We start from the raw sequence: 14,472 nt of genomic DNA, 5'->3' as shown, positions 1-14,472 counted from the left end.
GTTCATGACGCCGCTGGGCGGCTTACGGCTTCCACTGCCACACGCAGGGGTGCCCTGAAGGACAGCAGGCCGAGCATCGGGGGTTCCGCTGCCGCCGCGAGCCGTAGTCCCGGCAGGCGGCGGGCCACTGCCCGCAGGGCCACCGCCGCCTCCGTGCGTGCCAGGGATGCCCCAGGGCAGCGATGGCGGCCGGCGCCGAAGGCCAGGTGGTGGCGGACATTCGCCCGATGCGGGCACATCTGTTCCGGGGCAGTTGGCCCTTCGCCGTGCCGGACACCCGGGCCGCCTCGGCGGGCCGGAGCGCAGAGCCGCACCGGGCACGGTCACGGGCGGCCGCCCCGACCCGGCGGCGGTCTTCGGCCGGGGCGACCGTCGGTGCGCACTGCGCGCCCGTGCCGGGCCGACCCGCCGACCGCGGCCGCGCCCGGCCGACGACCCTGACCTCTGGTGTGGAGGCGGCGCCGGCCACACTTTGCGTGGTCACCGTGGTCACCGTGGCCACGGCGCAGTTCCCCGACGCTCGACCTTGCGCCCTGTGCCGGAAAGCCTACGGTTCATACTCCGCCGGTGATGGTCAGCCCACCGTCCACGACGAGGGTCTGGCCGGTGATCCAGTTTGCCTCGTCGGACAGCAGGAACGCCACGGCGCCCGCGATGTCCTCTGGCACGCCGAGGCGCTTCATCGGATACCGGGTGGCGGCCTCTTCCTCGCGCCCCTCGTACATGGCCGTCGCGAAACGTGTTTTGACCACGGCCGGGGCGACCGCGTTGACCCGGATGCCGGGGCCGAGGTCGGCCGCGAGCTGGACGGTGAGGTGCATGAGCGCCGCCTTGCTCACGCCGTACAGGCCGATGCCGGACGATGCCTGGATGCCTGCCACGGACGCGACGTTGACGACCGCGCCACCGTGCTCGCCCATCCACGCGTCACGGGCACGCCGGATCCACGCGAGCGGGGCCAGCACGTTGACCGCGAGGATCTTCGCCGCTGCGGCGTCGTCGATGTCGAGCATCGGCCCGTGGACCGGATTGATGCCGGTGTTGTTGACCAGCAGGTCCAGCCGTCCGAACGCCTCGACGGTACGGGCCACGGCCTCTTCCTGGTGTGCGGGATCGTCGGACTTGCCGGAGACGGCGATGGCGTGGCCGGCGCCGCCGAGCTCCTTGACGGCCTCCTGAAGGGGGCCGGGTTTGCGCGCGGTGACGCACACCTTCGCTCCGCGCTCGACGAGCCGCTCGGCAATGGCCAGCCCGATGCCGCGGCTTGCTCCGGTGACGATAGCCACGCGGTTCTTGAACGACGTCACTGCTGTTGTCCCTTCTCGACGGGTGTCTCCGGAGCTCCACAGGGTGGTGTTCGCCCCGCCGCTACTTCCGGTGGTTCCTCAGCTCTCGAAGGGCGAGGGATTGCTGGTGCACCTCGTCGGGCCCGTCGGCCAGGCGCAGCATGCAGGCCTGGGCCCACAGCTCCCCGAGGGGGAAGTCCTGGCTGACGCCACCCGCCCCGTGGACCTGGATCGCCTTGTCGAGGATCCACTCGACGGACTGCGGCGTCGCGATCTTGATCGCTTGAATCTCGGCGTGGGCTCCCTTGTTGCCGACCGTGTCCATCAGCCAGGCAGTCTTCAGGACGAGCAGGCGGAGCTGCTCGGCGCGCACCCGTGCCTCGGCGATCCACCCCCGCACCACGCCCTGCTCCGCAAGAGGCTTGCCGAACGCGGTGCGGGACACGGCGCGCTCGCACATCAGCTCGATCGCTCGCTCGGCCATGCCGATCAGCCGCATGCAGTGGTGGATCCTGCCGGGTCCGAGCCGCGCCTGGGAGATCGCGAATCCCGCACCCTCCTCGGCGATGAGGTTCTCCGCTGGGACCCGGACGTCGGTGAACTCGACCTCGGCGTGCCCGCCGTGGTCGGCGTCGTCGTAGCCGAAGACACGCATGCCGCGCTTGACGTCCACCCCGCGGGTGTTCCTGGGGACGAGGATCATGCTCTGCCGGCGGTGCCGTTCGGTGTTGGGATCGGTCTTGCCCATCACGATGAGGATCTCGCAGCGCGGGTTCATCGCTCCGGAGGTGTACCACTTGCGCCCGTTGATCACGTATTCGTCACCGTCCCGCTCGATCCGGGTGGCGATGTTGGTCGCGTCGGAGGAGGCCACGTCCGGCTCGGTCATCGCGAAGGCGGAGCGGATCTCTCCGTCCAGGAGCGGCCGCAGCCACCGCGTCTTCTGCCGCTCGGTGCCGAACATCGCCAGGATCTCCATGTTGCCGGTGTCCGGGGCGGCACAGTTGAGTGCGACGGGAGCGAGCCGGGGACTGCGGCCGGTGATCTCGGCAAGTGGCGCGTACTGCAGGTTGGTCAGGTCCGCGCCGTACGTGCCGGGCAGGAAGAGGTTCCACAGGCCCTGGCCGCGGGCCTGGGCCTTGAGCTCGTCGACGATCGGCGGGACCGACCACGGATCGTCCTGTTCGGCGAGTTGCCGCTCGAAGACCGGTTCGGCGGGGTAGATGTGGGAGTCCATGAAGGCGAGCAGCTTCTGCCGCAGTTCCTCGGTGCGGGCGTCGAACGAGAAGTCCATCAGTCTTCCTTCAGGTGGGCCAGGCCGAGTGCGACGAGTGGGGCGACCAGGGCGCCGATGCGGTTGAATCCGCCCCCGACTGTCTGTCCCTGGCTGAAGCGGTAGTGGATGCCTTCGAGGACGACGGCGAGCTTGAAGGAGGCCAGTCCGATATACCAGCTCAGCGCCGAGACATCCCGTCCGGACAGGTGGGCGTAGCGGGCGACGATCTCGTCCGTGCTCGGATACCCGGGTGCCGAGGCGGCGTTGGACAGCGGTCCGTCATCGTCTCCCGCGCCGAGTCGGGCGTACACGACGAGCAGGGCCAGGTCGGTGAGCGGGTCGCCGAGGGTGGACATCTCCCAGTCGAGGACGGCGCGGATCCGGTCGTCGGCCCCGATCAGGGCGTTGTCCAGCCGATAGTCGCCGTGCACGACGGTGGACTCCGGAGCAGCGGGCAGCGTGCCCACGAGCCGGTCGTGCAGCTCCTGGATACCAGGCACGTGCCGGCTGCGTGAGGCGTCCAGTTGCTTCCTCCAGCGGCGCATCTGTCGCTCCAGGAAACCCTGGGGACGGCCGAAGTCACTGAGTCCCACGGCGTAGGGATCGACGGAATGCAGGTCGACCAGGGTGTCGAGGAGGCGGAGGGCGATCGCCCGTGTGCGGTCGGGGCCGAGGGCCGCCAATTGCGTACGGGTGCGGTACGGCGTTCCCCCGACGTATTCCATGGCATAGAACGGTGCGCCGAGGACGTCGGGGTCCTGGCACAGCAGCACTGGCTGCGGGACCGGCACCGCCGTGGGGTGCAGGGCCGTGATGACGCGGTGCTCGCGCGCCATGTTGTGCGCCGTGGCCAGCACGTGTCCGAGCGGGGGCCGTCGGACGACCCAACGCGAGGAGCCGTCGGTCACGACGTAGGTCAGGTTCGACCTGCCGCCGTCGATCAGCTCACCCCGCAGAGGCCCGTGGACCAGACCGGGCAGCTCTTGGTCGAGGTGGGTGCGCAGACGGCTCAGCGAGAGGCCGGGCGGATCGGTGTCGCTCATCGGGTTCCTTTGCTGCAGACGCTCGGAAGCAGACCTTTCGACAGCAGATGTCGACTGGTTGTTGTGTCGGTTCGGTGCGGTGTGCCGCTGGTCGTGCGTGTCGCCATTGCTGTTTTCACGGGTCAGCCGGTGGGGCGCAGTGAGGTCAGGAGCAGATCCGCGAAATGGCTGCCTATCCGCTCGGCGGACAGTGTCCCGTCATGCCGGTACCAGATGCTGAGGTGGTGGACGGCCCCGAAGAAGAGGTCCACGAAGAGGTCGGCCGGGACGTCGGTGCGGAAGGCGCCGACTGCCTGCCCTTCTTCGATCAGAGTGCGGAACCCTTCGTGGTAACGGCGCCGCGCGGCGCGTACCGCCCGCTGATTGTCCGCGCTCAACTGATGCATCGACCGGAAGAAAATCTTGGTGTCGTCGAGATGGGCGATGCTGGTGAGTACAACGTCGGCCGCGGCATTGCGCAGGCGTTCGGCGACTGGGCTCTGCGTGGTCGCGAACTTCTCCAGCTGCTCAGCCTGCATGCGCAGCACACGGCCGTAGATATCGCGCAGAAGGTCGTCCTTGGAGTCGAAGTAGTGGTACAGCGCGCCCTTTGTCACGCCCGCCGCTTCGACGATCTTCTGGACGGAGGTGCCCTCGAATCCGTACTCGGCGAAGAGTCGCGTCGCTGCGGTAAGCAGCCGCTGGGGCAGCTTGTCGGGCTTTCGCGACTCCGCTCCTTCGCCGGTCATCTCAGCGTTCACCGGGACGCTTACCCGCCCTTCTCCGGCTAACTAGGGAACATCACCAGTCGGTACCAGACGTGAGTCCTTGCTCATGAGCTCAGCGAGCTCTGGGATTCCGCCCGATCTCGTGACGGTTCCCAGGACGCGCCCGCGCGATGGATACTGGCTGCGCTCTCGAACGTGATGAGGCCGCCCGAGATCGGTGACGTACCGTCCGCCCCCTGGACATCGAAGGCGATGGAGTTCCCGGAAACACGTCCGGCATTGACCGCGAGCGTCATGCCAGGGAAGACGGGGCTGGTGAAGCGGCAGTCGATTCCAGTGATCGTCATCCCCAGGGGAAAGACGTCGGCACGTGTCACGGCTGAGACCGCTCGAGCGAGGACCTCCGTGCCGTGCAGGACCGTGTTGGGCAACCCGGCAGCGCGGGCGATGCGAATGTCTGTGTGAATGGGGTTCCATATCTTTGCACACTCGCTGTAGACAACGGCGTTGGTGGCGTCGACGTCGAACGTCGCGATGCGGATGAGTTCCGCCTCGGTGCTCGGCGAGGGGTCCCATGGCCCGCTGGGGGGTGTCTTTGTGCCCTCGAGACGAACACCGCGGTAGAGCATGTGCAGGTGCGTGGTGACGATCGGCTTGCCGTCGGACGAGAAGGTCCGAAACTCCGTTGCGATGTGCACGGCATTGCTGCGTGCTTCGGCGAGGTACAGCTCGGCTTCCGTGCGTACCCGCTGACCGGGTTGCAGTGGGGCGTGCAGTCGCGTCCGGTGGGACACGTGCAGGCCCAACCTCAGGGTGTCGACCGTCAATTCGATGCCCGGAGCGCCGAATTCGACCAGAGGCCATTCGATACAGACGGGGAAGACCGGATGGGCGAGGACTCCACCGCTGCGATCGAGATCGAAGAGCTCGGGTCGGGTATCGCCGACCGATGCCGCGAAGGCTCGGAGCCAGCGGTCGTCGACGTCGTATTCGGCTGTTCGAACGAGGCCGGGAGTGTCTGCGGGCAGCACACGTATGAGGTGGTCTTCCGGCATCAGACGAGCCTCCCGCCGACGGCCGAATCCACGTCCTGCACATGAGACCGGTGCACGGGCCTTCGAGAGTTCCGCGACAGGCCGCAAGGCCGGATCGTGGATTCCCGGCATCCCGGGTACTCTGTAATGACGATCATTATCCTGTCCTTTCTGGATTTTGCGGTGACTCAGAGCGCGCGATAAGAGCTCGAACGGCCCTGTCGAGATCCACCTCGTCTCGTGTCGCCACATCGCGCCCATGCCGAGGTAGAGGTGCAGGCGGTCGCGGGTGCATCCGCTGACGGTGGCGTAGTGCTCGGCGACTTCAGCAGCCGTCATGAGCGTCAGCGGATGGCTCAGGTCGGTGAAGCCACCCGGGGGCACTTCGACGTACCGAGGTGGCCCGACGGCATTCACTCATGCATGCGGTCTCCCTTCCTCCTCGGGGGAAGCGGTGTGCTGCGCGGACCGGTGGTCCGAACGACTGGCGCGACCTCGGCTGCGGGTGAGGCGAAGGCCGCACCTCAGAGGCATGTCCCTTGCCTCGAACCCGACTGGTCGGTACAGTAACCCTGCCTCTCGTGCTCGTCAACATCTTGAGGCTCTGTTCTGTACCGTACGGTCGGTACACACTGGGACGTGAGGAAGCACTATGCGAGCAATTCAGATCTCATCGCTTGATGGCCCCGACGCTGTGGAACTGGTGAAGATTGCCGAACCGGTGGCGGCTGATGACGAGATCACCATCGACGTGAAAGCGGTAGGCGTGAGCTTCGTCGACGCTCTCATGACGCGCGGCAAGTACCAGGTTCGGCCCGACCTGCCGTTCGTGCCGGGTGTCGAGGTGGCCGGTGTGGTGCGATCGGCTCCCGAGGGCGCGTCGGTGAAGGCCGGCGATCGGTGTGCCGCCTACGTGCCGCGCGGTGGTTATGCCGAGGTCGTCGTCGCCAAGCCGGCGGTGACGTTCCCCCTGCCCGACGAGCTTTCGTTCCAGCAGGGCGCGGCCTTCGCGATGAACTTCCAGACGGTGCACTTCGCCCTGGTGCGCCGCGGGCGGCTCAAGGCGGGAGAGCACGTCTTGGTGCACGGAGCCGCCGGAGGCGTGGGCACGGCGGCCATTCAGGTCGCGAAGGGGCTCGGCGCGACGGTCACCGCCGTGGTCGATTCCGCGGCCAATATCACGGTGGCCGAGTCCGCGGGTGCCGACGCTGTCGTGGTGGCCGGCGAAGACTGGGCCAATGCGGTCCGGGCAGGGGCTGCGGGCGGAGTCGACGTCACGGTGGACCCGGTCGGCGGCGAGTACTTCGCCGACGCGATTCGGCTTCTCCGCCCCGAGGGTCGCCACCTCGTGATCGGCTTTGCGGCCGGCGGAATTCCGGAAATTGCCGTGAATAGGCTTCTCCTCAAGAACATTGAGGTCGTGGGGGTCTACTGGGGTGGCTTCGTCGAGCAGGACGACACGATTGCTGCGGATTCTGCAGCGGAACTCACGCGTCTCGCCCATGAGGGCTTTATCCGCCCTGTTGTGGGAGGCGTGTATTCGTTGGCCGATGCTGCGAAGGCGCTGATCGCGATGGAAGACCGCACTGCCTCCGGGAAGCTCGTTCTCGAAGTCGGTGCAGTCGGCTAGCTGATTTCGGTCGAGGCTCTGAGCTGATGCGGTCGACGATGCGCAACCTCGCCGACCATGTACTGGAGTGGAACGTTGCACCGCTGAGAGAGGGGAAGGGCAGGGGAGAGGGGCGCGGTGCCATGCCGGGCCCCTCTCTCCTACCTGCCCGGTAGTTCGGACACGTGTGGGAACGGCGAAGAGCGGCCCAGGCTTCGCCGTCAGAGGGTGCTGCCCGAGCCAGAGGTAGACCGTCCATCCGGTACAGAAACTCTGTTGGCGTTCTGTGCCGGCAGTCCGTGCCATCAGCGGCTTCCTGGCCGACCAGAAGATCCGCCGCAGCGGCCGCGGAGCGCCTGCCGCCCGGCCGGGCATCGCCAGCACGTCGGCCATGGGCGGCGTGGGTTTCCAAGATACCGTACGATCGGTACATGTGAGGAAGTGCGACGCGAGTAATCGGGGTCTCATCGTTTGACGGCCACAGCGCAGTGGGGGGCGGACGTTGTCTGAACCGGTGGGCGGTCGGCGACGAGATCACATCGACGTGAAAGTGGTGGCGTGAGCTTTGTCGTTCGTCCCTGGGCTCCCGCACCGTCGACCTACAAGTGAGGGAAGCATCAACATTGGCTGCTATGAAGTCGGGCATGTCGACGCGTCGATCGAACCGGGCGGGCCTGGAAGCCAAACAGCGGATCATGCAGGCTGCGGTGAGGCTGTTCGCTGAGAACGGATACCATGCAACCGGCATTGAGCTGATCTCCAGCGAATCAAAGATCGGCCGCGGTGCGCTTTACCACCACATCGGCAACAAAGAAGCCGTGCTCTTCGAGATCTGCCACACTCGCATGTCCGACCTGCTGACGCAGTCCGGCCGGGTCCTGGCGATGGACGCCACCTATGAGCAGCGGTTCCGTGAGCTGATGCGGTCGACGATGCGCAACCTCGCCGACCACGTGCTGGAATGGAGGGTTGCCTTCCATGAGTTCGGAGCACTGACGGGGCAGCGGCGTGTCGTCATTCAGGATGCTCGTGACAGATACGAGAGCATGGTCGCCGAGCTCCTGGAGGGCGGCGCGAAAGCGGGTGAATTCCGCCCCATGGATCCTCTGGTCACAAAAGGGATCCTCGGTATGTACAACTTTTCCTACGCGTGGATCCAGCCGCATGGGGATCGTGCCCCTGAGGAGATCGCGGATTTGTTCACCAACGCGCTGCTGGAGGGCGTGCGTGACCGTGACCGCTGAGCGGGGGAGAAGGGTAGGAGAGAGGGGCGCGGTGCCATGCCGGGCCCCTCTCTCCTACCCTTAGGTGGTTCGGGCCGCGACCGGCCTTCAATTACCAGACGGTCTCCAGCAATTCGTGGATCGCGGCTTCGTCGACGGTTCGCGGCGACTCCCGGACTACGATGTCTCCCAGCGCTGCCCGCGCGACGCCTTTCATCTTGTCGCGTCCGACTCCGAAATCGGAGACCCGGCGTGGTACCGCGAGCTCGTCGAGGATCCGCTCGAGCCGGTCGGCGGCAGAGAGATCCTCGGCGTCACCTTGTACCTGCGCGAGAGATTGCGCCATGCGGGCCTGCTCCGTGGAGGTCACCGGCTCCAGGAAGCGCATCACGTGCGGGAGCATGATGCATGAGGTCACCCCGTGGGGGATGCCCACCGCGCCGAGCTGATGGCCGATGGCGTGGGAGAGGCCGAGGGATACGTTGTGGACGCCGATGATGGACATCCACGCCGCCTCGAGACACTTGAGCGCCGCCTCGTAGTCATGAGGGTCTTTCGCGGATCGCGGGAGGTTCTCGGCCAGCATCGCCAGGGCGCCGTTCGCCAACGCGGTCGTGAATGGGTGCGCGTTCTTGGCATACGCGGTCTCGACAGCGTGGTCCAACGCTCGCACGCCCGTGGTGGCCCACAGATCGCGGGGGGTGTGCGCGCAGAACTCGGGATCGAGGAAGACCACCCGGGGAGTGGCCTCGAGGTAGACGGTCAGGTCCTTGGTGTCGCGAGACTGATCGACCGAGCCGGCGAAGCCGTCCCACTCGGCCGCGGACAGCGTGGTGGGGACGGCGAAGACCGGCATGGGCTTCCCGGTCAGAGGGCGCTGTCGGACCGTGCTGGGGTACTCGAATTCCAGGTAGTTGCGGGAGACGTCCTCGACCGAGTCCGAGCCCTCACAGATGCCGATCGCGGTCAATTTCGCAGCGTCGATCGGTGACCCCCCGCCGATCGCGACCAAGGCGTCCACGTGCGCGGACCTCACCTCCTTGATCAGCTCCACGATCAGCTCGACCGGATTGTGTGCCCTTACCCCCTTGAACGTCCCGACCACCCGGCCACCGAGGTTGGAAGCGAGTTCCGCGAAGGCCGCGCCCGACCCGACGGAGTGGCCGGTCACGAGAAACACGCGTCGCAGTCCGCGACGATCGAGTTCGGCGGCAATCTCGCGTACCGCACCGATGCCTTGAACGACGGTCTCGACCCGCGGCATTTCAAACTTCACGATCTCGGGCACGACTCAACCTCCAGGTACTCACTTCATTGTGGCTGGGTTAGCGGGTGTCGCGGAACTGTACCGTCCATCCGGTACAGAGTCCATGGGAAGTGCACTGTCCTTCGCCCTTGTGCTTGTGGTTGTACTCCTCGCACACTGGGTCTCAGGTCTTGACAAGTGGATCCTTCCTCTATGACTGTACCGACCAGTCAATATTGTGCTGGCTGGTGTCAGCGCGAAAGGAGCGCGCCGTGTCAACGGACCCGCGAGTCCCTCCTCGTGATGAGCTCGTCCTGCGATATCTGCTGGAACGCCGAGCCGCCGAGGACCCGGACAAAGTGTTTGCGATCTTTGACGGCGGTCCTGTCTGGACGCGGGGCGAGCTGCTGCGGCAGGTGCGACAGACGGCCGTGGCGCTGGAGTCGATCGGGGTGCGTCAGCACGACAAGGTGGTGTGCTGGCTCCCTAACGGTTCTGACGTACTCCGGTTCTGGTTCGCGATCAACTATCTCGGTGCGGTGTTCGTGCCGATCAATACGGCGTACCGGGGTGGCGTGCTCTCCCATGTGCTCAGCAACTCTGATGCGGAGATCATCATCGGCGAGGCCGGACTGCTGCCGCGACTGGCCGAGATCGAGGCCCGTGGCAGGATCCGGCTCGCCGTCCAGGTCGGCGGAGACCGACGGCTCGACATCGACGGGCTTCAGGTCATACCGGCCGAGGAACTGACCGCTGTCCAAGGGGAGCCCTCAGACCTGCCGCACCCGGTGGAGCCCTGGCACACTCAGGCGATCCTCTATACCTCTGGCACCACAGGTCCCTCCAAGGGAGTTCTGTCGTCCTACATGCAAGCATGGGCGGCGTTCGGTCCGGAGACGATGCCCATCATGACCGCCGAGGACCGTTTTCTGATCAACATGCCGACCTTCCACGTCGGCGGCTCGACGTTGCTCTACGCGATGCTGATCAACGGCGGTTCGGTCGCGGTCGTCGATCGATTCAGTAGTGAGCGGTTCTGGGGGCAGATCCGCGACTCCCAGAGCACGATGGTTTTTCTCCTCGGCGTCATGGCCAACTTCGTCGACCGGCGCCCGCCCGCCGACCACGATGCGGACAACCCTCTCACCAAGGTGTTCATGGCGCCACTGCTCGACGACGTCGCGTCCTTCTCCAAACGCTTTGGCGTGGACGTCTACACGATCTACAACATGACCGAACTCTCTGCGCCGATCATCTCGGGACCGAACCCCACCAGGCGAGGGACCTGCGGAAAAGCTCGCCCAGGCGTGGAGATCAGATTGGTCGACGACGCCGACTGCGAGGTGCCCGTCGGCGGAGTGGGCGAAATCATCGTTCGCACGGACGCCCCCTGGGCGCTGAACCACGGCTACTTCCACATGCCGGAGGCCACGGCCGAAGCGTGGCGAAACGGTTGGTTCCACACCGGAGACGCGGCCTGGAAGGACGCGGAAGGCAACTATTACTTCGTCGACCGGCTCAAGGACTCGATCCGACGGCGGGGAGAAAACATCTCGTCGATGGAGGTCGAGGCAGAGATCAGGGCGTACCCACATGTGCGAGAAGCGGCGGTGGTCGCGGTCGCCGGTGAGATCTCCGAAGACGAAGTGATGGCAGTGATCGCCCCGGATCCGGGCGTCACGATCGATCCGGTGGACCTGATCCGGTTCCTCCAGCCACGCATGGCGTACTACATGGTCCCCCGCTACATCCGGTTCGTGGAGCAACTGCCGAAAACGCCAACTGCCAAGATCCAGAAGGCGAGTCTGCGTGAAGTGGGCGTTACCTCGGACACCTGGGACCGGGAGGCGGCAGGCATCAAGATCGCAAGGTGAGTCCCGGGCTGTGTGGGAAACGGTCTGCTCGTCGCCCGGCGAGATGGATCGGTGAGCTCCGGTGCATGACCAGCAGCCCGACGCACTTGGTGAACCCGCATCGCTTCGGCTCAACCGGACGCTGGACTCCGGACTCCTCGGTCGCATGGCCGGCCCAGGGCCCTGGGCCCCTGACGAAGGGAACTCGTGCATGAAGATCGGAGTCTTGAAAGAGGCTGACTCGGGGGAGACTCGAGTGGCCGCGACACCGGCAACAGTGACTCAACTGATGAAGCTTGGCTATGACGTTGTTGTCCAGCCCGGCGCCGGCGAGGCGTCGCACTTCACCGATGCGGCATACGCCGAGGCAGGTGCCGTTGTCGGCGACCCGTTCGACGCGGACATCGTGTTCGGTGTGAACGCGCCGTCGACCCGGCAGCTGGACGGGCTGCGCGAGGGCGCGACGCTGATCAGCCTGCTCAGCCCCGCGTTGAACCCCGAACTGGTCGAGGACCTGTCCCGTCGGCCGATCACGGCGCTGGCGATGGACGCGGTGCCGCGGATCTCCCGGGCGCAGTCGCTGGACGTGCTGTCGTCGATGGCCAACATCGCCGGCTACCGCGCCGTGATGGAAGCGGCCCACGAGTTCGGCCGGTTCTTCACCGGTCAGGTGACCGCCGCCGGAAAGGTCCCGCCGGCGAAGGTCCTGGTGGCCGGTGCCGGAGTGGCCGGCCTGGCCGCGATCGGCGCCGCGGGCAGCCTCGGCGCCGTCGTCCGGGCCACCGACCCGCGGCCGGAGGTCGCCGACCAGGTCAGGTCCCTCGCTGGTGAATACCTCTCCATTGAGTCGCCGGAGGTCGAGGTCAGCGCCACCGGCTACGCCAAGGAGATGGGCGACACCTACAAGGCCCGCGAGGCCGAGCTGTACGCCGCACAGGCGCGTGACGTCGACATCATCATCACCACTGCCCTCATCCCGGGGAAACCGGCGCCACGTCTGATCACGGCAGAGATGGTCGCCGGCATGACCCCGGGCAGCGTCATCGTCGACATGGCCGCGGCCAACGGCGGCAACGTCGAGGGCACCATGCCGGGGGAGAAGGTGGTCACGGAGAACGGCGTGACCATCATCGGCTACACCGACCTGGCCGGCCGGCTGCCCGCGCAGGCCTCACAGCTCTACGGCACCAACCTGGTGAACCTCATGAAGCTGATGACGCCGGGCAAGGACGGCCGGCTCGTCCTCGACTTCGACGACGTGGTGCAGCGGTCGATGACCGTCGTCCGCAACGGTGAGTCCACCTGGCCCCCGCCGGCGGTACAGGTCTCGGCCGATGCTGCCGCCGCGCCCGCCGCCGCGCACAAGACACACGAGAGCCACGCCGAGCAGCCGATGCCGGCCGGGCGTCGGCTGGGCATCGTCTTCGCGGCGGCCGCGCTCCTGTTCGGACTGGTGGCGTTCTCGCCTGCGGCGCTGCAGGTCCACCTCACGGTCTTCGCGCTGGCGATCGTGATCGGCTACTACGTGATCGGGCACGTGCACCACGCGCTGCACACCCCTCTGATGTCGGTGACGAACGCGATCTCGGGGATCATCGTGGTCGGCGCCTTCCTGCAGATCGGCCGGGATCCGGTTGTGTCCTGCGCGGCCATCCTGCTCGCCAGCATCAACGTCTTCGGTGGCTTCGCAGTGACCCGCCGCATGCTCGCCATGTTCTCCAGGAGCTGATTCGTGTTCACCGTAGACACCGCTGTCCAAGCGGCATACATGGTCGCCGCCCTGTTGTTCATCCTCGCTCTGGCAGGGCTCTCGAAGCACGAGACGGCCAAGGCGGGCAACACCATCGGCATCGCCGGTATGACCGTCGCGCTGACCGCGACGGCAGCGCTCACCGTCGAGAGCGACATCAAGCCGCTCGGTATCGGCCTGCTGGTCGGCGCGACCGTGATCGGCGCCGTGATCGGCCTCTGGCAGGCACGCGTGGTCGAGATGACCGGCATGCCCCAGCTCATCGCCCTGCTGCACTCGTTCGTGGGTCTCGCCGCTGTCCTGGTCGGCTGGACCGGCTTCCTGCACGTGGAGAACCGCCTCCACGGCGACGCCGCCGACGAGCTGCGTGCTGAGGACCTGCTCGGCGTCCACTCCGCCGAGGTGTTCATCGGCGTGTTCATCGGCGCGGTGACCTTCACCGGGTCGGTCGTGGCCTTCCTCAAGCTGTCGGCGCGGATCAAGTCCGGCCCGCTGGTGCTGCCGGGCAAGAACCTCCTCAACATCGGCGCCCTGGTCGCGTTCGTCGCGCTCACCGTATGGTTCGTGATCGAGCCCCGGCTATGGCTGCTGATCGCGGTCACCACGCTCGCGCTGCTGCTCGGCTGGCACCTCGTCTCCTCCATCGGCGGCGGTGACATGCCGGTCGTGGTGTCGATGCTGAACAGCTACTCCGGCTGGGCAGCGGCCGCATCGGGCTTCCTGCTCGCGAACGATCTGCTCATCATCACCGGCGCGCTGGTCGGCTCGTCCGGTGCCTACCTGTCCTACATCATGTGCAAGGCGATGAACCGCTCGTTCATCTCCGTCATCACCGGTGGCTTCGGGATCGAGGCCGGCCCGGCCGACGACAAGGACTACGGCGAGCATCGAGAGATCACCGCCGAAGGCGTGGCCAACCTACTGTCCGGCGCCGACTCGGTGATCATCACTCCCGGCTACGGCATGGCCGTCGCGCAGGCGCAGTACGGTGTCGCCGAGCTCACTCGCAAGCTTCGGGACAAGGGCGTGAACGTCCGGTTCGGCATCCACCCGGTCGCCGGCCGCCTGCCCGGACACATGAACGTGCTGCTGGCCGAGGCGAAGGTGCCGTACGACATCGTGCTGGAAATGGACGAGATCAACGACGACTTCGAGAGCACCTCGGTCGTCCTCGTCATCGGCGCCAACGACACCGTGAACCCCGCCGCGGCGGAGGACCTGGACAGCCCGATCGCCGGCATGCCGGTGCTCACCGTCTGGGAGGCCGACAACGTCGTGGTCTTCAAACGGTCCATGGCCTCTGGCTACGCCGGCGTCCAGAACCCCCTGTTCTTCCGAGACAACTCCGCGATGCTCTTCGGTGACGCCAAGGAACGCGTGGAAGACATACTCCACGCCCTGTAGAACCCCGGTCCGGCCTCAGCAGTCCGCCTGATCGGTCGCTC

At 66.5% G+C, this 14,472-nt stretch carries 11 protein-coding genes and 1 pseudogene; 5 read left to right on the top strand and 7 right to left on the bottom strand.

The genetic code is table 11. The features are described 5' to 3' along the window. Positions 1 to 2: 2 nt before the first annotated feature. The 6 genes and pseudogenes from PS467_RS00715 to PS467_RS00690 all read right to left on the bottom strand — a co-directional run. A pseudogene (locus tag PS467_RS00715) lies at positions 3 to 248 on the bottom strand (cytochrome P450); the annotation flags it as partial. 306 nt (positions 249 to 554) lie between these two features. Next, the gene (locus PS467_RS00710) at positions 555 to 1,286 is read right to left on the bottom strand and encodes an SDR family oxidoreductase (RefSeq protein ID WP_311033442.1); all 732 of its coding nucleotides are present in this window, start codon (positions 1,284 to 1,286) and stop codon (positions 555 to 557) included. A gap of 82 nt (positions 1,287 to 1,368) precedes the next feature. Continuing rightward, complete coding sequence (locus PS467_RS00705) at positions 1,369 to 2,580, bottom strand: acyl-CoA dehydrogenase family protein (protein ID WP_311033441.1); 1,212 nt, start codon at positions 2,578 to 2,580, stop codon at positions 1,369 to 1,371. Then, the gene (locus PS467_RS00700) at positions 2,580 to 3,605 is read right to left on the bottom strand and encodes a phosphotransferase family protein (RefSeq protein ID WP_311033440.1); all 1,026 of its coding nucleotides are present in this window, start codon (positions 3,603 to 3,605) and stop codon (positions 2,580 to 2,582) included. Before PS467_RS00700 ends, PS467_RS00705 begins: the two co-directional genes overlap by 1 nt. A gap of 122 nt (positions 3,606 to 3,727) precedes the next feature. Further along, on the bottom strand, positions 3,728 to 4,333 hold the full coding sequence (locus PS467_RS00695; RefSeq protein ID WP_311033439.1) for a TetR/AcrR family transcriptional regulator: 606 nt from the start codon (positions 4,331 to 4,333) through the stop codon (positions 3,728 to 3,730). 83 nt (positions 4,334 to 4,416) lie between these two features. Further along, entirely contained in the window at positions 4,417 to 5,685 is a 1,269-nt protein-coding gene (locus tag PS467_RS00690) for a MaoC/PaaZ C-terminal domain-containing protein (protein WP_311033438.1), read from the bottom strand. Between the two features lie 313 nt (positions 5,686 to 5,998). Between PS467_RS00690 and PS467_RS00685 the strand changes: the two genes are divergently transcribed. Together PS467_RS00685 and PS467_RS00680 are read left to right on the top strand one after the other, a co-directional pair. Continuing rightward, the gene (locus PS467_RS00685; protein WP_311033437.1) at positions 5,999 to 6,976 is read left to right on the top strand and encodes an NADPH:quinone oxidoreductase family protein; all 978 of its coding nucleotides are present in this window, start codon (positions 5,999 to 6,001) and stop codon (positions 6,974 to 6,976) included. 623 nt (positions 6,977 to 7,599) lie between these two features. Beyond that, the gene (locus tag PS467_RS00680) at positions 7,600 to 8,199 is read left to right on the top strand and encodes a TetR/AcrR family transcriptional regulator (RefSeq protein WP_311033436.1); all 600 of its coding nucleotides are present in this window, start codon (positions 7,600 to 7,602) and stop codon (positions 8,197 to 8,199) included. 91 nt (positions 8,200 to 8,290) lie between these two features. Here PS467_RS00680 and PS467_RS00675 read toward each other — a convergent pair whose 3' ends face one another. After that, positions 8,291 to 9,466: an iron-containing alcohol dehydrogenase gene (locus tag PS467_RS00675; RefSeq protein WP_311033435.1), complete on the bottom strand. Its 1,176-nt coding sequence runs from the start codon at positions 9,464 to 9,466 to the stop codon at positions 8,291 to 8,293. 230 nt (positions 9,467 to 9,696) lie between these two features. Here PS467_RS00675 and PS467_RS00670 point away from each other — a divergent pair, with 230 nt between their 5' ends. The 3 genes from PS467_RS00670 to pntB all read left to right on the top strand — a co-directional run bounded on the left by PS467_RS00670 (position 9,697) and on the right by pntB (position 14,431). Continuing rightward, positions 9,697 to 11,298 carry an AMP-binding protein gene (locus PS467_RS00670; protein ID WP_311033434.1) on the top strand — a complete coding sequence of 534 codons (1,602 nt, stop codon included), beginning with the start codon at positions 9,697 to 9,699 and terminating at the stop codon, positions 11,296 to 11,298. 190 nt (positions 11,299 to 11,488) lie between these two features. Continuing rightward, on the top strand, positions 11,489 to 13,006 hold the full coding sequence (locus PS467_RS00665) for a Re/Si-specific NAD(P)(+) transhydrogenase subunit alpha (protein ID WP_311033433.1): 1,518 nt from the start codon (positions 11,489 to 11,491) through the stop codon (positions 13,004 to 13,006). A 39-nt stretch (positions 13,007 to 13,045) separates the two neighbouring features. After that, positions 13,046 to 14,431, top strand: coding sequence for a Re/Si-specific NAD(P)(+) transhydrogenase subunit beta (gene pntB, locus PS467_RS00660; RefSeq protein WP_432280713.1), 1,386 nt, complete (start codon positions 13,046 to 13,048; stop codon positions 14,429 to 14,431). Positions 14,432 to 14,472 lie beyond the last annotated feature (41 nt).

It is taken from the genome of Streptomyces luomodiensis, from assembly GCF_031679605.1.
Taxonomy (GTDB): domain Bacteria; phylum Actinomycetota; class Actinomycetes; order Streptomycetales; family Streptomycetaceae; genus Streptomyces; species Streptomyces luomodiensis.
The sequence above is the reverse complement of the archived record's forward strand: the minus strand, read 5'-3'. Positions and strand labels throughout refer to the sequence as shown.